Annotated in this window: 25 protein-coding genes; 11 read left to right on the top strand and 14 right to left on the bottom strand. The window is 61.5% G+C overall.

Annotated elements, in window-relative coordinates:
- Positions 1-39: 39 nt before the first annotated feature.
- Entirely contained in the window at positions 40-630 is a 591-nt protein-coding gene (locus tag GGQ66_RS03270) for a GNAT family N-acetyltransferase (protein ID WP_183789347.1), read from the bottom strand.
- A 142-nt stretch (positions 631-772) separates the two neighbouring features.
- Entirely contained in the window at positions 773-1,906 is a 1,134-nt protein-coding gene (gene odc2, locus GGQ66_RS03275) for an ornithine/lysine decarboxylase (protein ID WP_183789349.1), read from the bottom strand.
- A 542-nt stretch (positions 1,907-2,448) separates the two neighbouring features.
- Here odc2 and GGQ66_RS03280 point away from each other — a divergent pair.
- The 3 genes from GGQ66_RS03280 (at position 2,449) to GGQ66_RS03290 (ending at position 5,142) form a co-directional block, all read left to right on the top strand.
- Entirely contained in the window at positions 2,449-3,348 is a 900-nt protein-coding gene (locus GGQ66_RS03280) for a LysR family transcriptional regulator (RefSeq protein ID WP_183789351.1), read from the top strand.
- A 130-nt stretch (positions 3,349-3,478) separates the two neighbouring features.
- Positions 3,479-4,114: a DUF1007 family protein gene (locus tag GGQ66_RS03285; RefSeq protein ID WP_183789354.1), complete on the top strand. Its 636-nt coding sequence runs from the start codon at positions 3,479-3,481 to the stop codon at positions 4,112-4,114.
- Positions 4,108-5,142: a nickel/cobalt transporter gene (locus GGQ66_RS03290; protein WP_183789356.1), complete on the top strand. Its 1,035-nt coding sequence runs from the start codon at positions 4,108-4,110 to the stop codon at positions 5,140-5,142. Before GGQ66_RS03285 ends, GGQ66_RS03290 begins: the two co-directional genes overlap by 7 nt.
- A 33-nt stretch (positions 5,143-5,175) precedes the next feature.
- On the opposite strand, the gene GGQ66_RS03295 is transcribed toward GGQ66_RS03290, so the two are convergent.
- From GGQ66_RS03295 to GGQ66_RS03305, 3 genes are all read right to left on the bottom strand, one after another.
- Complete coding sequence (locus GGQ66_RS03295) at positions 5,176-5,850, bottom strand: GNAT family N-acetyltransferase (protein WP_183789358.1); 675 nt, start codon at positions 5,848-5,850, stop codon at positions 5,176-5,178.
- Between the two features lie 74 nt (positions 5,851-5,924).
- The gene (locus GGQ66_RS03300) at positions 5,925-6,629 is read right to left on the bottom strand and encodes a tellurite resistance TerB family protein (RefSeq protein WP_183789360.1); all 705 of its coding nucleotides are present in this window, start codon (positions 6,627-6,629) and stop codon (positions 5,925-5,927) included.
- A 78-nt stretch (positions 6,630-6,707) separates the two neighbouring features.
- On the bottom strand, positions 6,708-7,343 hold the full coding sequence (locus tag GGQ66_RS03305; RefSeq protein WP_183789362.1) for a 2-dehydro-3-deoxy-phosphogluconate aldolase: 636 nt from the start codon (positions 7,341-7,343) through the stop codon (positions 6,708-6,710).
- Between the two features lie 117 nt (positions 7,344-7,460).
- On the opposite strand from GGQ66_RS03305, the gene GGQ66_RS03310 reads away from it, so the two are divergent.
- From GGQ66_RS03310 to trhO, 3 genes are all read left to right on the top strand, one after another.
- Positions 7,461-7,949 (top strand): CYTH domain-containing protein, encoded by a 489-nt coding sequence (locus GGQ66_RS03310; RefSeq protein ID WP_183789364.1) that lies wholly within the window; start codon positions 7,461-7,463, stop codon positions 7,947-7,949.
- A complete protein-coding gene (locus GGQ66_RS03315; RefSeq protein WP_183789366.1) occupies positions 7,933-8,829 on the top strand; it encodes a CHAD domain-containing protein in 897 nt (298 codons plus the stop codon). The genes GGQ66_RS03310 and GGQ66_RS03315 overlap by 17 nt, the downstream gene beginning before the upstream one ends.
- A 70-nt stretch (positions 8,830-8,899) precedes the next feature.
- Positions 8,900-9,844 (top strand): oxygen-dependent tRNA uridine(34) hydroxylase TrhO, encoded by a 945-nt coding sequence (gene trhO / locus GGQ66_RS03320; protein ID WP_183789368.1) that lies wholly within the window; start codon positions 8,900-8,902, stop codon positions 9,842-9,844.
- A gap of 58 nt (positions 9,845-9,902) precedes the next feature.
- On the opposite strand, the gene GGQ66_RS03325 is transcribed toward trhO, so the two are convergent.
- The 7 genes from GGQ66_RS03325 to GGQ66_RS03355 all read right to left on the bottom strand — a co-directional run bounded on the left by GGQ66_RS03325 (position 9,903) and on the right by GGQ66_RS03355 (position 17,774).
- Entirely contained in the window at positions 9,903-10,682 is a 780-nt protein-coding gene (locus GGQ66_RS03325) for a MetQ/NlpA family ABC transporter substrate-binding protein (RefSeq protein WP_183789370.1), read from the bottom strand.
- A gap of 71 nt (positions 10,683-10,753) precedes the next feature.
- Complete coding sequence (locus GGQ66_RS03330) at positions 10,754-11,533, bottom strand: MetQ/NlpA family ABC transporter substrate-binding protein (RefSeq protein WP_183789372.1); 780 nt, start codon at positions 11,531-11,533, stop codon at positions 10,754-10,756.
- A 24-nt stretch (positions 11,534-11,557) separates the two neighbouring features.
- Positions 11,558-12,226, bottom strand: coding sequence for a methionine ABC transporter permease (locus GGQ66_RS03335; protein WP_183789374.1), 669 nt, complete (start codon positions 12,224-12,226; stop codon positions 11,558-11,560).
- Entirely contained in the window at positions 12,216-13,259 is a 1,044-nt protein-coding gene (locus GGQ66_RS03340; RefSeq protein WP_183789652.1) for a methionine ABC transporter ATP-binding protein, read from the bottom strand. Before GGQ66_RS03340 ends, GGQ66_RS03335 begins: the two co-directional genes overlap by 11 nt.
- A 338-nt stretch (positions 13,260-13,597) precedes the next feature.
- The gene (locus GGQ66_RS03345) at positions 13,598-14,971 is read right to left on the bottom strand and encodes a GH1 family beta-glucosidase (RefSeq protein WP_183789376.1); all 1,374 of its coding nucleotides are present in this window, start codon (positions 14,969-14,971) and stop codon (positions 13,598-13,600) included.
- 100 nt (positions 14,972-15,071) lie between these two features.
- Entirely contained in the window at positions 15,072-16,649 is a 1,578-nt protein-coding gene (locus GGQ66_RS03350; RefSeq protein WP_183789378.1) for a DHA2 family efflux MFS transporter permease subunit, read from the bottom strand.
- Between the two features lie 12 nt (positions 16,650-16,661).
- Entirely contained in the window at positions 16,662-17,774 is a 1,113-nt protein-coding gene (locus tag GGQ66_RS03355) for an HlyD family secretion protein (RefSeq protein ID WP_183789380.1), read from the bottom strand.
- A gap of 138 nt (positions 17,775-17,912) precedes the next feature.
- Here GGQ66_RS03355 and GGQ66_RS03360 point away from each other — a divergent pair, with 138 nt between their 5' ends.
- The 5 genes from GGQ66_RS03360 (at position 17,913) to lysS (ending at position 22,926) form a co-directional block, all read left to right on the top strand.
- Entirely contained in the window at positions 17,913-18,593 is a 681-nt protein-coding gene (locus GGQ66_RS03360) for a TetR/AcrR family transcriptional regulator (RefSeq protein ID WP_183789382.1), read from the top strand.
- Positions 18,594-18,698: 105 nt separating this feature from the next.
- The gene (locus tag GGQ66_RS03365) at positions 18,699-19,448 is read left to right on the top strand and encodes a TerC family protein (protein ID WP_183789384.1); all 750 of its coding nucleotides are present in this window, start codon (positions 18,699-18,701) and stop codon (positions 19,446-19,448) included.
- Positions 19,449-19,573: 125 nt separating this feature from the next.
- Positions 19,574-19,756 (top strand): hypothetical protein, encoded by a 183-nt coding sequence (locus GGQ66_RS03370; RefSeq protein WP_183789386.1) that lies wholly within the window; start codon positions 19,574-19,576, stop codon positions 19,754-19,756.
- Between the two features lie 200 nt (positions 19,757-19,956).
- A complete protein-coding gene (gltX, locus tag GGQ66_RS03375) occupies positions 19,957-21,411 on the top strand; it encodes a glutamate--tRNA ligase (protein ID WP_183789388.1) in 1,455 nt (484 codons plus the stop codon).
- 21 nt (positions 21,412-21,432) lie between these two features.
- The gene (gene lysS / locus GGQ66_RS03380) at positions 21,433-22,926 is read left to right on the top strand and encodes a lysine--tRNA ligase (protein ID WP_183789390.1); all 1,494 of its coding nucleotides are present in this window, start codon (positions 21,433-21,435) and stop codon (positions 22,924-22,926) included.
- A 72-nt stretch (positions 22,927-22,998) separates the two neighbouring features.
- Here the strand turns inward: lysS and GGQ66_RS03385 are convergent, their stop codons facing one another.
- Together GGQ66_RS03385 and GGQ66_RS03390 are read right to left on the bottom strand one after the other, a co-directional pair.
- Entirely contained in the window at positions 22,999-23,472 is a 474-nt protein-coding gene (locus GGQ66_RS03385) for a VOC family protein (RefSeq protein ID WP_183789392.1), read from the bottom strand.
- A gap of 97 nt (positions 23,473-23,569) precedes the next feature.
- The gene (locus GGQ66_RS03390; RefSeq protein ID WP_183789394.1) at positions 23,570-24,340 is read right to left on the bottom strand and encodes a flagellar basal body-associated FliL family protein; all 771 of its coding nucleotides are present in this window, start codon (positions 24,338-24,340) and stop codon (positions 23,570-23,572) included.
- Positions 24,341-24,469: the final 129 nt, after the last annotated feature.

The following is a 24,469-nucleotide window of genomic DNA, read 5'->3' on the forward strand; positions in this document are numbered from 1 at the left end:
TCCAGCGAGACGCTTCTGCATGCGGGCAGGGAATGCGTATCAGGCAGCTTTACGCTCACGGCCACCGCTCAGGCGGCGGCCGCTGGCGACCACCATTCCGGCGGCGCCGTCGAGCCAATTGTCCTTGAGTTCGAGCGCGAGGAAACGGTCGCGGGCAGTCGGGCCGGGCATCATCAGCAGCTTCGTCTTTTCAGTGAAAAAGCCAAAGCGCTCGTAATAGGGCGCATCGCCGACGAGCAGGATGGCGCCGTGGCCGCGATCATGGGCGCGGGCGATCGCCGCGCGCATGAGGGCAGCACCGATGCCGCGCCCTTCATGGGCCGGATCGACCGCAAGCGGACCGAGCATGAGCGCGTCCACGGGGGTACCGGCCGGCGTGACGCCAGCCTCGACATTCCACAGGCGGACAGTGCCGATCACATGGCCCTGCGGATCGCGCGCCACCAGCGCCAGACCTTCGGCCGGCAGCCGGTTGCGGCGCAGCTTTTCCGAGGACTTCTTGCGGCGATCCGGCCCCATGGCGAGATCGAGCAGCTTTTCGCGCGCCAGAACATCACCGGCGTTCTCGTCATCGACGGTGAACGCTGCGGGGGTGAAAAATGCACGCACATTGTCAAAAACAGTGGCCATCGAAGCCTCCCGTTTCCAAATGCCGCCAGAACGGCAACCCAACGATGAATTGTGAAAGGTCGCCCCGGCCGTTCGCCGGGACTGACGCTTTGATCGACGCATTATCCGACGCCGAAGCGAATACGCTTCGGCCGGAAATGCTTTAGATCACGTAGGACTTCAGCGGCTCGAAGCCGTTGAAGGCGACGGCGGAGTAGGTCGTCGTATAGGCGCCCGTGCCTTCGATCAGAACCTCGTCGCCGATGGTCAGCGTCACCGGCAGCGGATACATGTTCTTCTCATAGAGCACGTCAGCCGAATCGCAGGTCGGGCCGGCCAGAACGCAGGGCTCCATTTCATCGCCGTCGCGCTCGGTGCGGATCGGGTAACGGATCGCCTCGTCCATGGTTTCGGCCAGCCCGCCGAACTTGCCGATGTCGAGATAGACCCAGCGATGCGTGTCGTTATCCGACTTCTTTGAAACTAGAACGACTTCCGCCTTGATGACACCGGCATTGCCGACCATGCCACGGCCCGGCTCGATGATCGTGCGCGGGATGTGGTTGCCGAAATGCTTGCGGAGTGCTGCGAAGATCGCCTGACCATAGGCTTCCGCCGCCGGCACGTCGCGCAGGTACTTCGTCGGGAAACCGCCGCCCATGTTGACCATCTTCAGGTGAATGCCCTGCTTGGCAAGCTGCGAGAAGACGCGCTTGGCATCGGCCAGAGCCGCATCCCAGGCATCGACCTTCAGCATCTGCGAACCGACATGGAACGAAACGCCGTAGGATTCGAGACCGAGCTGATGGGCATAGACAAGTACGTCGACAGCCATCTGCGGCACGCAACCGAACTTGCGCGACAGCGGCCATTCGGCCCCTTCGCCATCCGTGAGAACGCGGCAGAACACGCGGGCGCCGGGAGCGGCACGGGCCACCTTCTCGACTTCTTCATGGCTGTCGACCGCATAGAGGTTGACGCCGAGGGCATGCGCCCGCGCAACGTCGCGCTCCTTCTTGATCGTGTTGCCGTAGGAGATACGGTCGGCCGTTGCACCGGCGTCGAGCGCCATCTGGATTTCGGCAACGGAGGCGCAATCGAAGCTCGAGCCCATGTCGGCGAGCAGCTTGAGCACTTCCGGAGCCGGGTTGGCCTTCACGGCGTAATAGATCGAGCTATCCGGCAGGGCGTGACGGAAAGCGGAATAGTTGTCGCGGACCACGTCGAGATCGACGACGAGGCACGGACCTTCCGGACGACGGGTGTTGATGAAGTCGAGGATGCGCTGAGTGGTCATCGGTCTATTCCCTAACGTTCCAAAGCTCCGGAAACCGGAGGACAAAGGGCATACGGGCGTGCGAACAGGAACCAGCCGGTGGAGACCCCGGAACCTTCGCATACGCTCGACGCGCAAATGATGAACCGACACCCCGCCTAGGGCATCAATTCGGCTTTGTCTGCCATGGATTGGTGGGAAACCCGACCGCACTTCCGGCAATGATGGTGTGCCTCTTCAGTGACCCCGGCTGGTGGAAAGCCGGAAGAGAACCAGAAAGGCCCGCACCGTCGTTGCTTCAAGATGTCCTCGCATTTCCCGGTTGGCCGGAATAGCGACTGGAGGGGTTAGTTCCAGGTACCTTACCGATGACCTCACCTTAGGGATAAATCCCAGTTCGAGGGTCGGCGGACACCCACAGGCACGTGCGACTTTGGGCAGCCACGGAAATAGGGTTGTTCGCCGTCATAATCAAGAACTTTTTCACATGCGTTATCAAAAAATTCATTGAACAAAAGGCGGGGACTGTTCGATAAGAGAAAACAACAGGGAGAAACAAACAGATGGATACGCTAACCCGCATCCGGGCCTTCATCGACGTCGTGGAAGCGGAAGGGTTTTCGGCGGCTGCACGCAAGACGGGACGTTCCAAGGCCCTGCTTTCCAAATATGTGCGCGAGCTGGAAGACGACCTCGGCGCGCTACTGCTCAACCGCACAACACGCCAGTTTTCCCTGACGGAAGCCGGCCACACCTATTACCGCACGGCCTCCGACATTCTGAAGGAGATCGACAACCTCGCCGATCTCGTGCGCGAGAACAATGCGGACCTCAAGGGCCGCCTGAAAATCTCCGTGCCGCGCACCTTTGTGGATGCGGATGTCGGCCAGTCGCTGATCGATTTCGCCCGCGAACATCCCGACCTCTCGCTGGACATCCTCGCCGATGATCGCTTTGTCGATCTCATCGAGGAAGGCTTCGATCTGGCAATCCGCGTCACGCGGCTGGAGGATTCGGGCATGATCGCGCGCAAGCTTGCACCGTTTCGCACCCATATCTGCGCCACGCCGCATTTCATCGCCATGCACGGGCCCTTCACCCACCCGCAGGATCTTTCCAACGTTCCCGCGATGATCGACAAGAACAGCCGCAACTACAACACGCTGCGTTTTGTCGACAAGGAAGGCAGCATCTTCACCGTGGGCATCAGCGGCCCCATCGAAGTCAATAGCCCGCAATCGACGCTGCGCGGCGCGTTGTCCAGCCTCGGCTTTGCCGCATTGCCCGATTTCATTGCCCATTCCTACCTGCGATCCGGCGCGCTGGTTTCTCTCTTCGATGAATATGTGCCGGAAGACCGTGGCATCTACGCCGTCTATCCGCATCGTCGCTACCTGCCGGCCAAGGTCCGCAGCCTGGTGGATTACCTCTACAACTGGTTCCGCACCCACCAGCCGGAATGACCGGCTCAAGGCCGCGTGTTTTGACAGAAGCGGAAGCCTCACGCATTCTGCCGGCGCTTGTCCGGCCCTGATTCTGCCGGAATCACCCATCACACAGAACCATGACATGCCGCCCGGCGGGAATCCCTTGATGAGAAAAGCATTGCTTCTGGCCTTGGCTGCCCTCTTCCCCTCGCTGGCTGAGGCGCATCCACACGTTTTTGCCGAAGCACGGCTGGAAGTCATTTCCGATGATGCCGGGAACATCGCCGAGTTGCGCAATGTCTGGCGCTTCGATGAGGTCTTCTCCTCCAGCGTTCTCATGGATTTCGACAAGAACAAGAACCTGAAGCTTGACCCCGACGAGGCCGCGACGGTGGGGCAGACGGTGAAGGACTCTCTGGCCGACTACGGCTATTACATGAACATCAATGCCAACGGCAAAGAGCTGAAGGTCGCCCAGCCGGACACGATCAACGTGCTCTACCAGGACGGCAAGCTGCTGATGTTCTTCATCGTCAAGCCGGCGGAACCTTTACCGCTCAAGGGCCGCATCCTTCTCGGCGTCTGGGACCCCACTTTCTACACGTCGATCGATTTCAACCGCGACGAGGACATGGCGACCGATGGAAAAGCCATCACCGCCTGCAAGCGCACCGTCATCCGTCCCGATCCCGACGAAGTGATGAAGCAGAATCAGGACAAGCTGACAGCCGCCTTCTTCGACGATCCGGCCGGCACGAACATGTCGAAGCTGTTCGCCATTCAACTGGAGCTGCAATGTTGAAGCCGCACCGGCTTCTTGCCTTGACGGCGCTGGCGCTGTGCCTTGGCGCCGGGGTTGCCGCCGCGCAATCCTCGCTCGGCATCGGCACCGCCGAACCCTCGTTCGACATTTCCGGCCCTTTCGGCCCGTTCCTCGCCTTCGTGAACCGCGAGCAGCAGGGCTTCTACCGGGCGCTGACAGGCGCGCTGATCGCCATGCGCGAAGACCCGTGGAAGCTCTCCGGTCTCGTCGGCCTCTCCTTCGCCTATGGCGTCTTCCACGCCGCCGGTCCCGGCCACGGCAAGGCGGTCATTTCCTCCTATATGATCGCCAACGAAACGCAGCTCCGGCGCGGCGTGGCCATTTCCTTCCTTTCCGCACTCGTACAGGGCCTGATGGCGCTGCTGCTTGTGGGGATTGCCTGGGTGGTGCTGCGCGGCACATCCGTTTCGCTGACTGCGGCAACGCAGGTCATGGAGCGCGCGAGCTTCGGACTGGTGATCCTGTTCGGCCTCTGGCTGCTTTACGGCAAACTGAAAACATTGCGGCTGCGCCCGGCCTCAACCGCCAGTGCCCTGTTCGATGGTGCCAGCACTTCCGCAATGAAGACAGGCCTCAGCTTTCGCGCCGAGGCTTGCGACGGCAGCACACAGACCGGCCCGGATGGCGTTTGCCTCGATTGCGGCGTGACGCATATGCCGAACCCTGAAAGCCTGAAAGGCGAACGCTTCAGCCTGCGCGAAGCCGCCTCCGCCACACTTGCGGTTGGTCTTCGCCCCTGCTCCGGCGCGCTGCTCGTCGTCAGCTTCTCGCTGCTGAACGGGCTTTATCTCGGCGGTGCACTTTCGGTCGCCGCCATGTCGCTCGGCACGGCGATTACCGTTTCGATCCTCGCCGCACTCGCGGTCGGCGCCAAGGATGTGGCGTTGCGCTTCACCACCAGCGGCTCGAAAGCAGCGGGACGCATGAAGGCCGCCATCGAGATCGGCGGCGCCCTTTTCGTAATCTTCGTGGGCGTAACGCTGCTGGCCGCTTCGCTGCAGGCGTAAGCGCAAGCCGGAAAAAGTCTCCGGCCCCGCCCCTCACCCCGCGCGAAACGATTCCAGCTTGCGGATCTGCTTGCCGTCCGCATCGAAATTCTCCGGCGCCAGCCAGGCCTCGAAGGCGGCCTTCACCACCGGCCACTCGCCATCGATGATCGAGAACCAGGCGGTATCGCGGTTCTTGTGCTTGGACAGCATATGCTGGCGGAAAAGCCCTTCATAGGTGAAGCCGTAGCGCTTCGCCGAGGCTTTGGACGGTTCGTTCTCGTTGTGGCACTTCCATTCGTAGCGGCGGTAGCCCAGATCATCGAAAACGTGCTTCGCCATGAGGTAATGGACTTCCGTGGATAGCGGAGAGCGCGACATGGCCGGTCCGTGCGCCACACCGCCCACTTCCACCACGCCATTGGCGGGATCGGCGCGCATGTAGCTTGCCATGCCAACCACCTTGCCAGTGGCATTATCGCGGAAAACATGGATCAGCCAGTTGCCCTTGGTGCGGCAGGCATCGAGCCAGGCATCGAAATCCTCGATCCCGCCGAAATCGTCATTGGTGAAATAGAGCAGCAGCGGATTGATGGCGAGACCGCCCATCGCATCCCACAACGCCTGCAGGTGCTTGTCCCGGTCATAGGGCTCGACCGTGACATAGCGGCCCGTGAGCGTTACCGGCTGCGGTGCGGGGCACCCCTTGAACTGACTGAGATCGCGCATGGTTCCTCTCGATGCTTATGCTTTCGAGAAGGAATAGGCCGGTTGCGCAGGCATGACAACCGGCCTTGGCACAATCAGGCCTTGTGTGCGGATACCGTCGCTTCGATGTGATCGACCAGTGCGTCGGCAAGGCCAAGACGACCGGCAAGCAGATCGAGATAGCCGCGTTCCGCACGGCTGTCGGGCTCGATGGCAAGGCGGGAGGCGGTATAAAGCTCCACCTTCTGCTCCTCGGTTTTCGCCGCACCGATCAGCGCATCGAGATCGGTGGGCGAAGCCAGTTCAGACGCGAGAAACGCCTCGGCCTCACCACCCAGCCCCACCGCATGGGCGCGATCCACGATCCGCGCACGCTCGGCCTCATCGATCTGACCATCGGCCTTGGCGGCGGCGATCATCGCGCGCACCAGAACCAGCACGAAATCATTGGAGAGAATTTCCGGCTCGAAACCCGATTCGACCGGCGGCGGCGCCAGCACCGGTGGCTCGTTCACCGGCGCATCCGGCGTTGCCGTCGCAGGCGCCTTGCCCTGCTGATAGTTTCTGTAGGCCTGATAGCCCAGCCCGGCAATGGCCGCGAGCCCGCCGACCACGGCGGCATTGCCCGCCAGCTTGCGCCCCGTCTTCGTGCCCAAAAGCACGGCGGCAATCGCCCCGGTCGCCAGCGGATTGTCCTTTGCGAGCTTTGTCGCGCCGGCCGCCTTGTCGCGAAGGGAGCCGGAGGTTCCCGGCACCTGCGTGCCCAGCAGTTGGTCGAGAAGCGTCTTGGGGTCGAACATCGTGCGGGCTCCTTATGCTCACGGTTTCCCGCATGACATAGGAAGCACCGCCCGATGAAAAAAGATGGGCTGCCGCGATTATCTGAGCGCGGCGGCTTCCGCGGCAAGCTTGGTGATGCCGGCCCAATCACCGGCAACCACCATGTCCTTGGGCGCGACCCAGGACCCGCCGACGCAAACGACGTTGGGCAGCGACAGATAGTCGTTGGCGTTCTTCAGCGAAATGCCACCCGTCGGGCAGAACTTCATATCGGCAATCGGCGAGGAAATGGCCTTGAGGAACGGCGCACCGCCCGACTGTTCCGCCGGGAAGAACTTCACCACGCGAAGACCGGCTTCGCGCGCCAGCATGATTTCGCTGGCCGAAGACGTGCCGGGCAGGAAAGGCACATCGCTCGCCTTGGCGGCGGCAAAAAGCGCAGGCGTCGCGCCGGGGCTGACGATGAACTTGGAACCCGCCTTGACGGCGGCCTCATAATCCTCCGGGGAAAGAATGGTGCCGGCACCGACCAGCGTATCGGGCGAGCCCTCGGCGATGGCGCGGATGGCTTCGAGCGCGACCGGCGTGCGCAACGTCACTTCAATCGCCTTCAACCCTCCGGCAGCCAGCGCGCGCGCCAGTGGCACGGCATCCTCCACACGTTCGATGATCAGCACCGGCATCACAGGCTGGCTCTTGAGAATGGAAAGGAGGGTCTCGGTCTTGTCGCTCATGAAATCTCGCCTTGGTTTAAACCGATTGAATTATCGCATGAATAAGCTGGAAGACTGTCATTGTCGATTCAAAAGCGTAACCTATAAGCCAAGCCTCGACTATATGGACCTGATGCGATGGCAACGGAAATCGAGCGGAAGTTCCTAGTGAACGATGAGCAATGGAAAGCGGCGGTCCTGTCGCGTTCCAGCCTGACGCAGGCCTACCTGATGACCGGCGAGGACCGTTCGCTGCGGGTGCGGATCGAAAACGACAATCGGGCCACACTCTGTATCAAGATCGGCGTATCATCGCTGCAACGGGAGGAATTCGAGTATCCGGTCCCGGTTGCCGATGCGCGGGCGATGGTGAGGCAGGCCATAGGCAACGTCATCGAAAAGACGCGTCATCTCATCCATCACCATGGCTATCTCTGGGAGGTTGATGTCTATCACGGCGCCTATGCGGGTCTGGTGGTCGCAGAGGTCGAACTGGAACAGGCCGATGAGACGCCGCCCCTGCCGGACTGGGTTGGGCTGGAAGTAACAGCCGACAAGCGTTATTCCAACGCCAGCCTCGCCACCTCAGACTGTTTCCGGGAGCTTTGCAATGGCCCTTCGTCTTGATCCGACCACCCTGACCGACGCGAAGCTGCGCGCCGGCGTGGGCAAGGCGCTGACCGAAATGATCACCGGCCTGACGGACCAACCACAGGGGCAGCACATCGCCATCCACGAAGCGCGCAAGACGCTGAAGCGCCTGCGCGCACTCTACCGACTGATCGCCGATGGCGACAAGCACTTTTGCGAGCGGGAAAGCGCCCGGCTGCGCGATGTGGCCCGGCATCTGGCCAGCGGTCGTGAAGCCGCAGCCTTTGCCGAAACCGCGCGCTGGCTGGTTTCGCAGGCAAGGTCGGCGGACGAGACCGCGCTCGTAACCCGCATTGCGACGGCGCTCGAAGCCCGGCGCGATGCGTTGAGCGACGCCGATGTGGCGCAACAGATTGCCCTGGCTGTCGGCGATTGCCAGGCCGCCATGGAGGGCGCCGGCGAACTTTCACTTCCCGATAGCCGCAAGAAGATGGCCCGGCGCGTGGCGGGCGGCTGGCAACGCGCGCTGCGGCAGGGGCGACGCGCCCTTTCGCCGCTGACGGTGGATGCGGATGCAGACGCGTTCCACGAATTGCGCAAATGCATCCAGCGCCTCAATGCCTATCACGACCTGCTGCGTCCCCTCTGGCCGCAGGCGATGATCGCGCGGCAGGACAAGTTGCGCGACCTGATCGACACGCTCGGCCGTGAGAACGATCTGGCCGGCATCGCCGCGCTGATGGGCCGGGAGCCGCAGCATTTCGGTGAGGCCATCGAGCAGGTGGTGTTCCAGCGCATCCTGGCAAAGCGACGTCAGGCGTTGCGGCTTGCCGCCCTCCAGCAGGCCGCGAAGGTGTATGCCACCGATCCGCAGGAGGATGCCAGCCGGATCGAGGTGCTCTGGCGCGCGGCTTGACGAAAGGCAAAGCTTGCGCAGCCAAGGGAATCCGATTGCGAAAAGCCCGCCAAAGCGGTATTTCCCGCCCATGACCGAGAGCACCACACTTCCCCGCCCCGAAACGCACGGCTCCTTCCTCGTGGCCGCGCTTTACCATTTCGCGACCGTGCCGGACCATGCTGCCCTGCGCGAACCGTTGCAGGCGTTGTGCGAGGAAAACGGCGTCAAGGGCACGCTGCTTCTGGCCCGCGAAGGCATCAACGGTACCATTGCCGGCCCGGATGCAGGCATTCGCAAAGTGCTGGCCTTCCTTCGCAGCAAGCCGGAATTTGCCGCGTTGGAACACAAGGAAAGCCGCGCTTCGAAAATGCCGTTCCTGCGCATGAAGGTTCGGCTGAAGAAGGAAATCGTCACGATGGGCGTCGAGGATATCGACCCCAACAAGATCGTCGGCACCTATCTGAACCCGCGCGAATGGAATGAACTGATCACCGATCCCGATACGATCCTGATCGACACCCGCAACGATTACGAAACGGCCATCGGCATCTTCAAGGGCGCGGTCGATCCCGACATCAAGACCTTCCGCGAGTTTCCGGACTGGGTGCGCAACAATCCCGGCCTGCACAACAAGCCGAAGATTGCCATGTACTGCACTGGCGGCATTCGCTGCGAGAAGGCGACCGCCTTCATGAAGCAGGAAGGTTTCGACGAGGTCTATCACCTCAAGGGCGGCATCCTGAAATATCTGGAGGAAATGCCGGAGGAGGAAAGCCTGTGGGAAGGCGCCTGCTTCGTCTTCGACGAGCGCGTATCCATCACCCATGGCCTGAAGGAAGGCGAGCACACGCTCTGCCACGCCTGCCGCTATCCGCTGACGGAGGAAGACCGCCGCTCGCCGCTCTACGAGGAGGGTGTCACCTGCCCCCATTGCCATGGCAAGCACGCCGCCGCCGATCTCGATCGCTACCGGCAGCGCCAGAAGCAGATCGAACTGGCCAGGCAGCGCGGTACCCGCCACATCGGCAGTTGAAACCAGCAAAAAACCCGCCTTCCGGCGGGTTTTCCATGTCGGTGGCAGAACGCGTCACTTACCAGGACGGAATGACCGAGCCGTTGAACTTTTCGAGAATGAAGGCCTTCACCTCGGGGCTCTGATAGCTCTCGACAAAGGTCTTCACCCACGGCTTGTCCTTGTCTTCGGCGCGCACGGCGATGACGTTGGCATAGGGCGACTTCTCGCTCTCGATGGCGATCGCATCCTTCTTCGGGTTCAGCCCGGCCTGCGAGGCGTAGTTCGTGTTGATCACAGCGGCATCGACATCGGCCAGCGCGCGCGGCAGTTGCGCGGCTTCAAGTTCTGCGAACTCGAGCTTCTTCGGGTTTTCGATGACATCCGCCGGCGTCACCTTCAGTCCGGCTTCCGGCTTCACCTTGATAAGGCCCTTGCTGGCCAGCACGAGAAGGGCGCGGCCACCATTGGTCGGGTCGTTCGGAATGGCGACGGTTGCACCGTCCTTCAACTCGTCGAGGCTCTTGATCTTGCTGGAATAGACACCCATCGGCGTGGTGATGGTGGTGCCGACGCTGACGATCTTGAAGCCACGATCGGCAACCTGATTGTCGAGATAGGGCTGGTGCTGGAAGGAATTGACATTGAGTTCGCCATCGTTCAGCGCCTGGTTGGGCACCACGTAGTCGGAAAACTCGATGACGTCGAGGTCGAGGCCCTTCTCGGCCGCGATACCCTTGACCTGTTCCATGATCTGGGCGTGCTCACCGGGCGTGACGCCGACCTTCAGCGTTTCAGCAAGTGCGCCGGATGCACCGGCAAGCACGGAAAGGGCAGCCGCAAGCAAAATTCTCTTCATGGATATTTCCTCTGATTTTCTTATGGGCAGTCAGACCCCGCCGGCAGGCCGGCGGGAATACGGTTCGGCTATCACCAGGTGGGCGTGATCGCGCCCTTGAACTTTTCCAGCACGAAGGCCTTCACCTCGTCGCTGTGATAGCTTTCCACGAAGGTCTTCACCCACGTTTCATCCTTGTCCTTCGCCCGCACGGCGATGACACCGACGTAGGGAGCCTTCGTATCTTCCTGGAAAATGCCGTCCGTCTTCGGGTTGAGGCCGGCGGCAAGGGCGTAATTGGTGTTGATGAGCGAAACGTCGACATCATCCAGCGAGCGCGGAAGCTGGGCGGCATCGAGTTCGACGATGTTGAGGTTCTTCGGATTGCCGGTCACATCGGCCAGCGACGCCTTGACGCCAACGCCGTCCTTGAGGGTGATGAGCTTCTGGTCGGCCAGCATCAGCAGGGCGCGCGCGCCGTTGCTCGGATCGTTCGGAATGGCGACGGAGGCGCCGTCCTTCAACTCGGCGAGCGACTTGATCTTCTTGGAGTAGCCGGCCATCGGAAAGTTCACCGACTTCGCGACGCTGACGAGATCGTAACCGCGATCCTTCACCTGATTGTCGAGATAGGGCTGGTGCTGGAAGGAGTTGATGTCGATGTCGCCATCGTTCAGCGCCTGGTTAGGCACCACATAGTCGGAGAACTCGACCACATCGAGATCGAGCCCCTTCTTGGCGGCCACTTCCTTCACCTTTTCGACGATCTGTGCGTGGGGACCGGGCGTCACGCCGACCTTCTTGGTCTCGGCAAGCGCCGAACCGGTGGAAAACAGAGCGGCAAGCGCCGCGACAGCAATCAGTTTCTTCATGGAAAACACTCCTTGGGATGAATGTCAGTTCTTGCGGGTTCGTTTGTCGAAGTGGCGGGCGAGCCTGTCACCGGCGCTCTGTACCGCCTGCACGAGCAGGATGAGGACGATGACCACGGCCAGCATCACCTCCGGCATGAAACGCTGATAGCCATAGCGAATACCGAGATCGCCGAGACCGCCGCCGCCCACCGCACCGACCATGGCCGAATAGCCGATGAGACTGACGACGGTCAGCGTGAGGCCAAGGATGAGGCCGGGGCGTGCTTCAGCCAGCAGCACCTTGACGACGATCTGCACCGGCGTCGCGCCCATGGCGCGGGCGGCCTCGATCAACCCCTTGTCCACCTCGCGGATCGAGCCTTCGACCAGACGCGCGAAGAAGGGAATGGTGGCGATGGTGAGCGGCACGATGGCCGCCGACGTGCCGATGGAGGTGCCAGCGATCATCCGTGTGAACGGAATGATGGCGACGACGAGAATGATGAAGGGCGTCGAACGCGCCGCATTGACGATGAGGCCGACGATGCGGTTCACCTGCGGCGCTTCGAAAAGTTCGCCCTTGCCGCTCGTGGCCAGAAAAATGCCGATGGGCAGGCCGATCAGCGAACCGATGATGCCCGATACCAGCACCATGTGCAATGTCTGCCACAGCGCCTTGCCGAGCAGCGAAAGAAGCATGTCATACGCCATAGCCGATGACCTCCGTCGTCAGACCGGTTTCAGCATAGAAACGGGCCGCGCGCTCCAGCACGGCCGGTTCGGCGGGATAGGACACGACCAGCGAACCGAAGGGCTCGCCGGCAATCTCATCGATGGCCCCGGCCAGAATGTTCACGTCCGGGCCGATTTCGGCCACCAGCCGCGCCGTCAGCGGCTGGAAAGCGGTTTCGCCGAAGAAGACGAGCCGCACCAGCGCCCGGTCGCCCGGCTGCGGAGCGGGCTTCAGATCGGCACTGATCCACTCCGGAAGCTTTGCTCCGCCGGAGGCCGCCGAAAGCAGGCTGCGTGTCGTTTCGTGCTGCGGACGGGTGAAAACGTCGAAGGTGCGTCCCTGCTCCACGATCCGCCCGCCATCGATCACCGCCACATCGCTTGCCACCGTCTTCACCACTTCCATTTCGTGGGTGATGAGAAGAACGGTCAGCCCGAGATCGGCATTGATGCGCTTCAGAAGCTCGAGGATCGACTGGGTGGTTTCCGGATCGAGCGCCGAGGTCGCCTCGTCGGAAAGCAGCAGCTTCGGGGACGTGGCAAGTGCGCGGGCGATGCCGACGCGCTGCTTCTGCCCGCCCGAAAGCTCGGCCGGATAACGTCCCGCCTTGTCCGACAGGCCGACGAGATCGAGCAACGGCAGAACCTTCGCGCGGATCGCATCGGCGCCGACACCGGCAATCTCCAGCGGCAGGGCCACATTGTCGAAGGCGGTACGCGACGACAGCAGGTTGAAGTGCTGGAAGATCATGCCGACTTCGCGGCGAAGGGCACGAAGACCGGCGGCATCCAGCGCCGCAACATCGACGCCATCGACAAAGACCTTGCCTGCGCTCGGCACTTCCAGCCCGTTGACGAGGCGGATCAACGTTGATTTGCCCGCACCGGAACGGCCGATGATGCCGGCAATCGCGCCACGCTGCACGGTGTAGTCGACCCCGGTCAGCGCCGTGAACGCCGGATGCCCGCCGGTTCCACCGAAGGTCTTTCCGACCGCCTCGAAGCGGACCATGGGAGTGGCATTCACATCAACCGAGGGAGACAACGCGTTCATAGCGCCCCCTCTGCCGCAACCGGCGCGAAACGGGACTGTTCGATCATGGGAAAACTCTGAAAAAAAGAGAGGGCGTTCATCCGCCCGTCAAACGGGTGGCGGTTCAATCAATGTGCGCGACAGCACATTCGCATGGAAAGAACGCAACCGGACATGAGCCTGAACCCGTCAAAAACGGCCCAACGGGCCGAAGTGAAAAACCATTGCGGTTTTTATCCCGGAAATAGCAGAAATTTCCGAGATAGAATTTTCCAATATCATGGTCGTTTGAGGAAATTCAATCCCCACCCACCATTTCAACCTGCTTTGTGATTACCGCGTGGAAAGGCGCCTGCGAGTTCGCGATACCACTTGCCGCTCTTCTTGACGGTACGGACCTGCGTTTCGTAATCGACATGGACGAGACCGAAGCGCATGCGATAGCCTTCCGCCCATTCGAAATTGTCCATCAGGCTCCAGGCAAAGTAGCCATGCAGCGGATAGCCCTTCGTTATGGCGTCGGCGGCGGCATCGAGATGCTGGGCGTAATAATCGAGACGGGGCTGGTCATCCACCTCGCCGCCTTCGACCTCCATGTTGTAGCAGGCGCCGTTCTCCGTGATATAGCAGGGCGGCAGATCGTAACGGGCATAAAGCTCGCCGATCAGGTCAGGCAACGCCTGCGGAAAAACCTCCCAGCCGATGTCGGTGATGACATCTGAGACGAAAGGTGCGCCCTGCACCGCCGGGAAAACCGCATCGGGCGCCGGATCGTCCTTGACCCGCATCGGCGTGTAATAGTTCAGGCCCCACCAGTCCATTTTCTGACTGATGGCCGCCATGTCGCCAACCTCGATCTTCGGCATGCGATCCCCAAGGGCCGCCATGAAATCTTCAGGATAGGCACCGTTGATACAGGGCCCGAAGAACACGCCGTTATGGAAGGAAAGCGCGCGTTCCGCGGCAGCCCTGTCGGCATCGCTTTCGCTGTCCGGGACGATACGGTGCGCGTTCAGCACGATGCCCGCCGGCACGTTCGGCGCTTCCGAACGGATGGCGTCCATGCCAAGCCCATGGGCCAGATTGGTGTAATGCAGCGCATGAAGCGCCGCATCCAGATTGCGCTCTCCCGGCGCATGAACACCATAGAGATGGCTGAGCCAGACCGAGCACCACGGTTCGTTGAAGGTGGCGACGGAATCCAGCCGGTCCCCGAGGCGCGCCATGACCGTGCGTGCATAGCGCTGGAAAGCATAGGCCGTGGAACGCGCTGTCCAGCCGCCATCGCCGGCCAGAAGCAGCGGCAGATCCCAATGATAGAGCGTGGCGAAGGTCTTGATGCCGCGTGCCTTGCAGCCATCGACCAATCGGTCGTAGAAATCGAGCCCCTTCTCGTTGAGCGGGCCCGTGCCATCGGGAAAGATGCGAGGCCAGGCGATGGAGAAGCGGTAGGCCGAAACGCCCATGTCTCGGATGAGATCGAGATCGTCGTCCAGACGATTGTAGTGATCGCAGGCGACGTCGCCGTTGTGACGTCCGAACACGCGACCCGGCATGTTGGCGAACGCGTCCCAGATGGAAGGCTTTCGCCCGTCGGTGCGCGAAGCGCCCTCGATCTGGAAGGCGGCGGTCGCCACGCCGAAGACGAAATCACCGGGAAAGCGGTCTGCCAGCTTCTGGGGATCGATCATGACTTCACCTCTCAAAACGTTTGCGGAACTCACTACAACGTTTCAGATCGCAAATCCACCGGCTAACCCGTGGATTCTGGCGGGAGGTGAAGGCATGTCCTCAGTGGGCGTCGGCAGTAACTTTTCGTGCGCCGGGACGCTGCACCATCATCGTCAGTGCCGAAAGGCCGATGAACAGGAAGGTGAGCAGCAGGAACACATCGCCGAAGGCCATGATGGTGGATTGCTGGCCGACAATGCCGGATAGCTTCTTGACGGCAATCGCTGCACCATCGAGTCCGTAGCCGTTGTAGGTGGCGGTCACGTTGGCCATCCAGTCGAGCGCTTCCGGATTGCTCCAGTCGATCCGCTCGGCCAGCCGCATGTGATGCTCGTCGGTACGGGTGGACAGGATGGTGTTGATGATGGCAAGCCCCACCGCCCCGCCGAGATTGCGGGTGAGGTTATAGAGGCCAGACGCATTCTTCATGCGCTCGGGCGGCAGCGTGCCGAGCGCGATGTTGTTGATCGGAACCATCAGCATCATCAGGCAGGTACCGCGCAGGATCTGCGGCCAGAGCAATTCGTAAAAATCCCAGTCGGCGGTAATGCCGGTGACCATCCATGTGCCGGCGGCAAAGCCGGCAAAGCCGATCAGCATCATGACGCGCGGATCGAGGCTGCTCGCCATTTTGCCAGCCACCGGCGCCATGAAGAACATGGAAAGACCGGAGACAAACATGGTCTCGCCGATCATGAGGGAATCGTAGCCGCGAATGCGCGCGAGATAGAGCGGGTAGAGATAGGTCAGCCCGTAGAGACCGATGCCCATGACGAAGGAAAACAACGAGCCGATGGCGAAGTTGCGGTTGGAGAAGGCACGGAGATCAACCACCGGCAGTTCGGCCCTGAAGGCGCGCCAGAAAAAGACCAGACCGCCAATGAGCATGATGACGGTACCGATGACGATCTTTTCGTCCTGGAACCAGTCCTTGTTGTTCCCCTCCTCCAGCACATATTCCAGCGTGCCGAGGAAGACAGCCATCGAGGCGAGCCCCCACCAGTCGAACTTCTTCAGCAACCCTTTTTCCGGCTTGTCGAAGTCGATGAGCGTCCAGGTCAGCACCGTAACGATAATGCCGGGAATGACGTTGACGAGGAACAGCCAGTGCCAGGAAAAGGCATGGCTGAGATAGCCGCCGATGGTCGGCCCGATGGTGGGCGCCAGTGTCGCGACAAGACCGATCATCGGTGAGACGACATTGCGCTTGGAGGGCGGGAAGATGGTGAAGGCCGCCGCGAACACCGAGGGAATCATGCCACCGCCAATGAAACCTTGCAGGGCGCGGTAAACGATCATCTGTTCGATATTCGCGGCGGTGGCAGCCAGCGCACTGGCAAGCGTGAAGCCAGCCGCCGAAACGGCAAAGAGGACGCGCGTTGAAAGAATGCGCGCCAGCACGCCGGAAAGCGGGATCATGATGACCTCCGCAATCAGATAGGCCGTCTGCACCCAGGCAATTTCCTCGGAACTGGCCGAAAGCCCGGCCTGGATTTCCGACAGCGAGGCCGAGACGATCTGGATATCGAGGATGGCCATGAACATGCCGAACACCATCGCGAAGAACGCGATGACGCGGCGCGGGTCCATATGGTCGCTGGCAGGTGTCGGGGCGGATGCGGCAGCGCTGGCGCTCATGGCACTGTATCCTTACTGCGCGGCAGCGACTTTCGACGGGGCCGTGCGCGTGTCGACATCGACCACCGTGGACAGGCCGGCGCGCAGCCAGCCCTCACCCAGCGCCTCCTTCGGAAGCGCGATACGAACGGGAACGCGCTGGACGATCTTGGTGAAATTGCCCGTGGCATTTTCCGCCGGTAGCATGGAGAACACCGAACCGGATGCCGGCGAGATGGATTCCACCGTGCCCTCCAGTTCACGCCCCTTGGCGGCATCGACGGTGATGCGAACCTTGGAGCCCGGCACGATATGCTCGATCTGCGTTTCCTTGAAATTGGCGTCGATATAGAGCGCATCGCTCGGCACCAGCGCGGCCAGCCGCTTGCCCACCGTCACGTAATCGCCGGTCTGCACCGCGAAATTGCCGGCGATGCCGTCATAGGGAGCGCGCAGCACGGTGAATTCCAGATCGCGGGTCGCCTTTTCCAGGCTGATGTTGAGCGTTGCCAGCGTGCTGGCGGCCTCCTTCCGCTGGGTTTCCAGCAGACGGATATTGGCATCGGCTGCGGCGACGGCAGCCCCGCCGGCAGCCAGATTGGCCGCGGCCTGGTCGAAGGCGATGCGGGCATTGTCACGCGAGGCCGTGGTGCCGACATCCTTTTCCTGCAGGGCCTCGGCCCGGTCACGATTGATGACGGCGCCGCGAAGGGCCGCTTCAAGCGCCACCTTCTGGGCATTCGCCTGCTCAAGCGCGGCCTTCGCGCCAACGATCTGAGCATCGATCCGGTCAAGCGAGAGTTCTTCCGTGGCGATCGCGGCTTCCGCCTGACGGACGGCGAGACGATAATCACCGTCATCCAGCGTCACCAAGGGATCGCCCGCCTTCACAAACTGGTTTTCAGTGGCATTCACCTTGGCGATGTAACCGGAAATCTTCGGTGCGATCACGGCAATATCGCCGGAGACATACGCATCATCGGTCGAAACGAGGAAGCGCCCGTCCTTCCACCAGCCATAGCCATACCAGCCACCAAGACCGACAAAACCGGCCAGCAGCAGAACCACAATCGGCTTCGGGCCCTTGCGTGCCTTGCCAGCCGTAGCCTCGACGCCAGGCGCCACCTTTTCCGCGACATCCGCCATGTCATTACACCGTAAACTGAATTGATTGAACTGAACCGTTCGGTTCGATTAACGTTGACATAGAGCGTTTCCTGACGCATATCAAGTCCAAATCGAACTGAACGGTTCGATTTACCGGCAACGAACACGGACACGGCGATGAGCGGCGAAGATACAGTGCAGACGGAAGGGACGGACACAGCTCCGGCCCATGGCAGCCGTTTTGCCGCCGGCGAAGACCCGGCAAAACGCGAACAGATACTCGACGGTGCCCGCAAGGTGTTCATGGCGCAGGGTTTCGACGCCGCCTCGATGAACGACATCGTGCGTGAAGCCGGCGTCTCCAAAGGCACGGTCTACGTCTACTTCGAGAACAAGGAGCAGCTTTTCGCCGCCCTGATCGCCCGCGAGCGCGACCGCTTCGCCAACGAAATGCGCTCCACGATCGCCCAATACGACACGATCGAGCAGGCCCTGACCCAATATGGCCGGGCGCTGGCCCGACATATGTGTTCCACCTCCACCATCTGCGCCATGCGCAACGTCATCGCCGTGGCCGAACGGATGCCGGGCCTCACGCGCGGCTTCTTCCGCTCTGCCCCCGCCAATATCCGCACGGTCCTCAAGGAGTGGATCGACCGCGAAGTGGACAATGGCCGCCTCGCCATTGCCGATACGGATCTGGCCGCCCGCCAGTTTATCGAATTGTGCAGCGGCACCTTCTTCAAATTCCGCATCTTCGGAGAGATGACGGAGGCTCCGCCGGAGGAAGAAATCGCCCATGTGGTGGACGAAGCCGTGCTGATGTTCATGGCCCGCTACGGGCTGAAACGCCCCTGAGACGTTCATTCCCGATAAACTTAGCGTGAACGCCTTGCAGCCTTCACGCGGCTTCATAGATGTGGAGGGTCAGGAACACACGACAAGGAAGGTTTTCCTCCCCCTATGCAGGACATTTTGCCTCTGCTTCAAGACCCGGCCGCCTGGATCGCACTCGTGACCCTCGTGGTCATGGAAGTCGTCCTCGGTATCGACAACCTCATTTTCATCTCGATCCTCACCAACAAGCTGCCGCCCGAACACCGGGAAAAGGCGCGCAAGATCGGCATCGGTCTGGCGCTCGTCATGCGCCTGGCGCTGCTTGGCACCGTCGCCTGGATCGTGAAGCTTACCGCACCGGTCTTCTCCATCTTCGATCATCCCTTCTCCTGGAAGGACATCATTCTGATCGCCGGTGGTCTCTTCCTCGTCTGGAAGGCGACGAAGGAAATCCACCACAATGTCGACCCCACCGACCACAAGGAAGACATGGTGGGCGGCACAGCCACAACGACCTTCGCCGCCGCCATCGGCCAGATTCTTCTGCTCGACCTCGTTTTCTCGGTCGACAGCATCATCACCGCCGTCGGTATGACACCGCATCTGCCGATCATGGTGGTCGCCGTGGTGGCCGCCGTCACCGTCATGCTGGTCGCCGCCACGCCGCTCGCCAACTTCATCGAGCGCAACCCGACCATCGTCATGCTGGCGCTCGCCTTCCTGCTCATGATCGGCACGACGCTGATCGCCGAAGGCATGGGCTTCCATGTGCCGAAGGGCTATGTCTACGCCGCCATGGCCTTCTCGGCGCTGGTCGAGGTGCTGAACATGCTCTCGCGCAACCGCCGCCAGCGGGCCCACGACGCAAAGCATTGAGGCCCAAACACCACGACCGCCCGCGACGCACCGTTGCGGGCGGTATTTTTGACGGCAACGCTGCTTGATTTTGCCGTCTGGCGGCTCACATCAACCTTGTACCAACAAAAGACAGGGAGAGTCCCATGCACCATCTGCCGATCCCCATCGAGGAAGCCCTCTCCCGCTACGCCGTCGCCGAGGGGCTTTCCCGCGAGGAAGCCATGGAACGCATTCTGCGGAACTGGTTGACGAACCACGGCTTCCTTCATGCCGAGCAAACAGAAATCCAGCACCCCGAAGACCTGAACGCCAGTAACGACGACTGAGCGACACTGGACGCGCCGAGCATCGGCGCGACAAGGCGGGCAAACGCACGGTTTTTCTTGACCTGAGGAAATGGATGTGGCCTAAGCCTTGGCTTTAAGAATGGCCGTTTCAGCGGCGGGTGACGCATGCCCGCATACGGCCTTTTCACCCGCAAAGGTCCCGGATGGCTTCGGGATCACATCATGGATCGAGACTTCTGATGACCACCTCCGGCGTTCGCGTCCGCATTGCCCCCTCCCCGACCGGCGAGCCACATGTCGGCACCGTCTATATCGCGCTGTTCAACTATCTCTTCGCCAAGAAAATGGGCGGTGAGTTCATCCTGCGCATCGAGGATACCGATGCCACGCGTTCGACGCCGGAATTCGAGCAGAAGGTGCTCGACGCATTGCGCTGGGCCGGTCTTGACTGGAAGGAAGGCCCGGATGTCGGCGGCCCCTACGGTCCTTATCGCCAGTCTGAGCGCAAGGACCTCTACCGTCCTTTCGTGGAAAAGATGGTCGGTGAAGGCAATGCCTTCCGCTGCTTCTGCACGCCTGAACGCCTGGAACAGATGCGTGAAGCCCAGCGCGCCGCCGGCAAGCCGCCGGGCTATGACGGCCACTGCCTGCACCTGAAGGCCGAGGAAGTGACTGCCCGCGTTGCCGCCGGCGAGCCGCATGTCGTGCGACTGAAGATCCCGACCGAAGGCGCCTGCGAATTCAACGACGGCGTTTACGGCGATGTGTCGATCCCGTGGGACAGCGTCGACATGCAGGTTCTGCTCAAGGCCGACGGCATGCCGACCTACCACATGGCCAATGTCGTCGACGACCACCTGATGAAGATCACCCACGTCGCACGCGGCGAGGAGTGGCTGGCCTCGGTGCCGAAGCACATCCTCATCTACAGGTATCTCGGCCTTGAGCCGCCGAAGTTCATGCACCTGTCGCTGATGCGCAACGCCGACAAGTCCAAGCTGTCGAAACGCAAGAATCCGACCTCGATTTCCTACTATTCCGCGCTCGGCTACCTGCCGGAAGCGCTGATGAACTTCCTCGGCCTGTTCTTCATCCAGATCGCCGAGGGCGAGGAACTGCTGACCATGGACGAGCTGGCGGAAAAGTTCGACCCCGACCACCTCAACAAGGCAGGCGCAATCTTCGACATTCAGAAGCTCGACTGGCTGAACGGTCGCTGGCTGCGCGAGAAGCTGACGCCGGAAGAGTTCCTCGACCGCATCTTCGTCTGGTCGTCGGAAAACGATCGCCTGACGGAAGGTCTGAAGCTTGCCCAGAGCCGCATTTCCAAGCTCGGCGAACTGCCGCAGCTCGCCGGCTTTCTGCTGGCGAATGAAGTGGGCGTCAAACCCGAGAGTTTCGCGGGCCTGAAAACGAGCCCGGCCGAAACGCTGGAAATCCTGCAGACCGCCGCCGCCGATCTCGAGAAGATCCTCGAATGGAACGTCGAAACCATCGACGCGGAACTGCGCGCCATTTCCGACCGCCTCGGCAAGAAGCTGCGCGTCGTCACCCCGCCGCTCTTCATCGCCGTTTCCGGCACCTCCCGCTCGCTGCCGCTGTTTGACAGCATGGCGCTGCTTGGCCGTTCCGTGGTGCGCCAGCGCCTCAAGGTCGCAGCACAGGCCGCCGCCCAGCTCGTCGGCTCGAACTGAGATCAGGACAAGACAAGAACAATGACCGAAAAGACCGAAACCACCCTTTCCTCCGATGTCTCGGAAGTACGCGGCCAGAAGCTCGCCATCCTGCGTGAAAAGATCGGCGACGTTTACCCCGCCCACTTCCACCGCACGATGACCAATGCGGAACTGGCGGAGAAATATGCCGATCTCGAAGCCGACGTGGAAACGCAGGATGAAGTGACAGTTGCCGGCCGCGTCTATTCCTCGCGCAACTCCGGCATGTTCATGGATGTGCGTGACGCCTCGGGCAAGATCCAGATCTTCTCCCACAAAGACACGACGCCGGAAGAAGCCCGCGATCTCCTGCCGCTCATCGACCTCGGCGACATCATCGGCGTCACCGGGAAGGTGCGCCGCACCAAGCGCGGCGAGCTGACGATCAACGCCGAAAAGATCACCATGCTCACCAAGTCGCTGCTACCGATGCCGGAAAAGTGGCACGGCGTTTCCGACGTCGAAATCCGCTACCGCAAGCGCCACCTCGACATCATGACCAATGATGAATCGAAGCTGCGCTTCCTGCAGCGTTCGAAGATCATTTCGGGCGTGCGCCGCTTCATGGAAGGCGAAGGCTTCCTCGAAGTCGAAACGCCGATGCTCCAGACGGTTTACGGCGGCGCCACCGCCGATCCGTTCAAGACCTTCCACAACACGCTGAAGATGGACATGTATCTGCGCATCGCGCCGGAACTGTTCCTCAAGCGCACGCTGGTGTCGGGCCTTTCCGACAAGGTCTACGAGATCAACCGCAACTTCCGCAACGAAGGCGTTTCGACCCGGCACAATCCTGAATTCACGATGATGGAGTGCTACTGGGCCTATGCCGACTATGAGGACATCATAGGCCTCGTGGAACGCCTGACCGAGACGCTGGCACTGTCGCTCTACGGCTCCACCGAAGTGACCTTCGGCGACAAGGTGATCAACTTCAAGGGCCCGTTCAAGCGCGTCCCGATGCCCGATGCGGTCAAGGAAGCAACCGGCATCGACTTCCTCGCGATCAAGACGGACGAGGAAGCCCGGGCCGCCGCCAAGGCCGCCGGCTTCGAAGTCGAGAAGGACTGGACCTGGGGCGAATGCCTTGCCTTCATCTTCGAGGAGAAGGTGGAAGGCACGCTGATCCAGCCGAGCCACGTCACCCACTTCCCGAAGGACATCTCGCCCTTCGCCAAGGAAGTGCCGGGCGAACCGCGCCTCGTGGAACGCTTCGAGAGCTACTGCAACGCCTGGGAAATCGCCAATGCGTTTTCGGAGCTCAACGATCCGGAAGAACAGCGCCGCCGCATGGTGGAACAGCTTGAGCAGGCACATGCCCGCGGCGAAAAGGACAAGCAACTCGACGACGAGTTCCTCGACGCCATCGACCAGGGCATGCCGCCTGCCGGCGGTCTGGGTATCGGCATCGACCGTCTTATCATGCTCTTGACCAATGCCCCGTCCATCCGCGACGTCATTCTCTTCCCGGCCCGCCGCAACAAGGCGGACTGAGCGCCGGAACGCGACAATCCATCGAAGGCGGGGATCAAACCCCGCCTTTTTTCATGTCCAAATCCAGATACATCAGCCGCGCCGGGCCTTCTCGATCGTGGCGACGTCGATCTTCTTCATCGTCATCATCGCCTCGAAGGCGCGCTTGGCTTCCGCCCCACCCACAGCCAGCGCGTCGGTCAGCACCCGCGGCGTGATCTGCCAGGAAATGCCCCACTTGTCGCGGCACCAGCCGCATTCGCTTTCCTCGCCGCCATGGCCGACAATGGCATTCCAGTAACGGTCGGTTTCCTCCTGATCCTCAGTGGCGATCTGGAAGGAAAAGGCCTCGCTATGCTTGAAGACCGGTCCGCCATTGAGACCAATGCAGGCAACGCCCGCCACCGTGAAGTGAACCACCAGCACATCGCCGTCGCGCCCGGAAGGGTAATCACCCGGCGCACGATGCACCGCCTGAACGGCACTGTCGGGAAACACGCTGGCATAGAAACGCGCCGCTTCCTCGGCATCCTTGTCATACCACAGGCAAATCGTATTCCTGGCCATCTCCGGCTCCTCCCGCTGTCGCTGCATGCCAAATGCACGAAGGCCGACGACGTTCCCGCCATCGGCCCGAAAGTTGACAGTGGCCCGGAGCCGTCGCTCAGTGGCTGGGAGGCGCTTCCGCCGAAGCGTGCTCATCGCCCGTGGATGCTCCATGGCCGCCATCGGTGGGTGCATCGTGACCGGCAGCCGGTGCTTCGCCGTGACCGCCTTCTGCCGGAGCGTCATGACCACCCGCCGGAGCCTCTCCATGTTCGCTACCCTTGGCCGCACCGCCCGTCAGGTCGCCGCAAAGGTCGCGCGTGGAAATGGAGGCGGCCAGCGCCTTCACATCCTCTTCCAGCATATCCACCTTCTGGCCGTAGAACAGACCATCCGGGCCGGCCGTGCCATCGATGAAGCGGGCCGAGAACTCTGCCGCCGGCATTTCCTTGGGCAGCTTCGCCGGGTTGGAAATCAGGAGAACGTTTGCGCCAATGGCGCGGCCGCGAATATCGGCGCGCTTGGTCGGCCCCTTGGCGTCGAGCACCACGACCTGGACGAGATCGGGCTTTTCCTTTTCCTGCACCGCCAGCGCCACACGCATGGCCGTGCGCGCACGGTCAGGACCATCGCCCTCGGCGGAAATATACTTGCGGACCCAGAAACGGTCGACCTTATGAATAACTTCGGTCTGCACATCCAGGCAGGCCACACCATTGGGATCGACGGCCTTTTTGGCCACTTCCTCGCCGCCCACCCTGTCGGCGAAGAAATAGAGCGCCGCGCCGCCGCTCGCGCCGAAGAGCACAAGCACACCCGCAGCGATGATGACGATCTTCTTCGAAAAATGAATCTTCGGAAGACGGATCTTCTTCAACAGCCCCTTCATGCCGAGTACTCCGGCATAGCACACCCCGCGTTACGCAAAACAGAGCCCGATCATGCCCAATTCTGGTTGAGGAATGCTTAAGCGGGTTCGTCAGCGGTTAAGGCTCACACCATTTATTGCAAATAATTC

The sequence above is a fragment of the Allorhizobium borbori genome (assembly GCF_014196535.1).
Lineage (GTDB): Bacteria > Pseudomonadota > Alphaproteobacteria > Rhizobiales > Rhizobiaceae > Ectorhizobium > Ectorhizobium borbori.

Coding starts and splice junctions, on each gene's coding strand:
- odc2 (WP_183789349.1), bottom strand. CDS start 1,906: ATGACCACTCAGCGCATCCTCGACTTCATCAACACCCGTCGTCCGGAA.
- lysS (WP_183789390.1), top strand. CDS start 21,433: ATGACCGAAAAGACCGAAACCACCCTTTCCTCCGATGTCTCGGAAGTA.
- GGQ66_RS03345 (WP_183789376.1), bottom strand. CDS start 14,971: ATGATCGATCCCCAGAAGCTGGCAGACCGCTTTCCCGGTGATTTCGTC.
- GGQ66_RS03325 (WP_183789370.1), bottom strand. CDS start 10,682: ATGAAGAGAATTTTGCTTGCGGCTGCCCTTTCCGTGCTTGCCGGTGCA.
- GGQ66_RS03390 (WP_183789394.1), bottom strand. CDS start 24,340: ATGAAGGGGCTGTTGAAGAAGATCCGTCTTCCGAAGATTCATTTTTCG.
- GGQ66_RS03350 (WP_183789378.1), bottom strand. CDS start 16,649: ATGAGCGCCAGCGCTGCCGCATCCGCCCCGACACCTGCCAGCGACCAT.
- GGQ66_RS03290 (WP_183789356.1), top strand. CDS start 4,108: ATGTTGAAGCCGCACCGGCTTCTTGCCTTGACGGCGCTGGCGCTGTGC.
- GGQ66_RS03355 (WP_183789380.1), bottom strand. CDS start 17,774: ATGGCGGATGTCGCGGAAAAGGTGGCGCCTGGCGTCGAGGCTACGGCT.
- GGQ66_RS03330 (WP_183789372.1), bottom strand. CDS start 11,533: ATGAAGAAACTGATTGCTGTCGCGGCGCTTGCCGCTCTGTTTTCCACC.
- GGQ66_RS03340 (WP_183789652.1), bottom strand. CDS start 13,259: ATGGTCCGCTTCGAGGCGGTCGGAAAGACCTTCGGTGGAACCGGCGGG.
- GGQ66_RS03295 (WP_183789358.1), bottom strand. CDS start 5,850: ATGCGCGATCTCAGTCAGTTCAAGGGGTGCCCCGCACCGCAGCCGGTA.
- gltX (WP_183789388.1), top strand. CDS start 19,957: ATGACCACCTCCGGCGTTCGCGTCCGCATTGCCCCCTCCCCGACCGGC.
- GGQ66_RS03280 (WP_183789351.1), top strand. CDS start 2,449: ATGGATACGCTAACCCGCATCCGGGCCTTCATCGACGTCGTGGAAGCG.
- GGQ66_RS03285 (WP_183789354.1), top strand. CDS start 3,479: ATGAGAAAAGCATTGCTTCTGGCCTTGGCTGCCCTCTTCCCCTCGCTG.
- GGQ66_RS03370 (WP_183789386.1), top strand. CDS start 19,574: ATGCACCATCTGCCGATCCCCATCGAGGAAGCCCTCTCCCGCTACGCC.
- GGQ66_RS03360 (WP_183789382.1), top strand. CDS start 17,913: ATGAGCGGCGAAGATACAGTGCAGACGGAAGGGACGGACACAGCTCCG.
- GGQ66_RS03335 (WP_183789374.1), bottom strand. CDS start 12,226: ATGGCGTATGACATGCTTCTTTCGCTGCTCGGCAAGGCGCTGTGGCAG.
- GGQ66_RS03300 (WP_183789360.1), bottom strand. CDS start 6,629: ATGTTCGACCCCAAGACGCTTCTCGACCAACTGCTGGGCACGCAGGTG.
- GGQ66_RS03310 (WP_183789364.1), top strand. CDS start 7,461: ATGGCAACGGAAATCGAGCGGAAGTTCCTAGTGAACGATGAGCAATGG.
- trhO (WP_183789368.1), top strand. CDS start 8,900: ATGACCGAGAGCACCACACTTCCCCGCCCCGAAACGCACGGCTCCTTC.
- GGQ66_RS03305 (WP_183789362.1), bottom strand. CDS start 7,343: ATGAGCGACAAGACCGAGACCCTCCTTTCCATTCTCAAGAGCCAGCCT.
- GGQ66_RS03385 (WP_183789392.1), bottom strand. CDS start 23,472: ATGGCCAGGAATACGATTTGCCTGTGGTATGACAAGGATGCCGAGGAA.
- GGQ66_RS03315 (WP_183789366.1), top strand. CDS start 7,933: ATGGCCCTTCGTCTTGATCCGACCACCCTGACCGACGCGAAGCTGCGC.
- GGQ66_RS03270 (WP_183789347.1), bottom strand. CDS start 630: ATGGCCACTGTTTTTGACAATGTGCGTGCATTTTTCACCCCCGCAGCG.
- GGQ66_RS03365 (WP_183789384.1), top strand. CDS start 18,699: ATGCAGGACATTTTGCCTCTGCTTCAAGACCCGGCCGCCTGGATCGCA.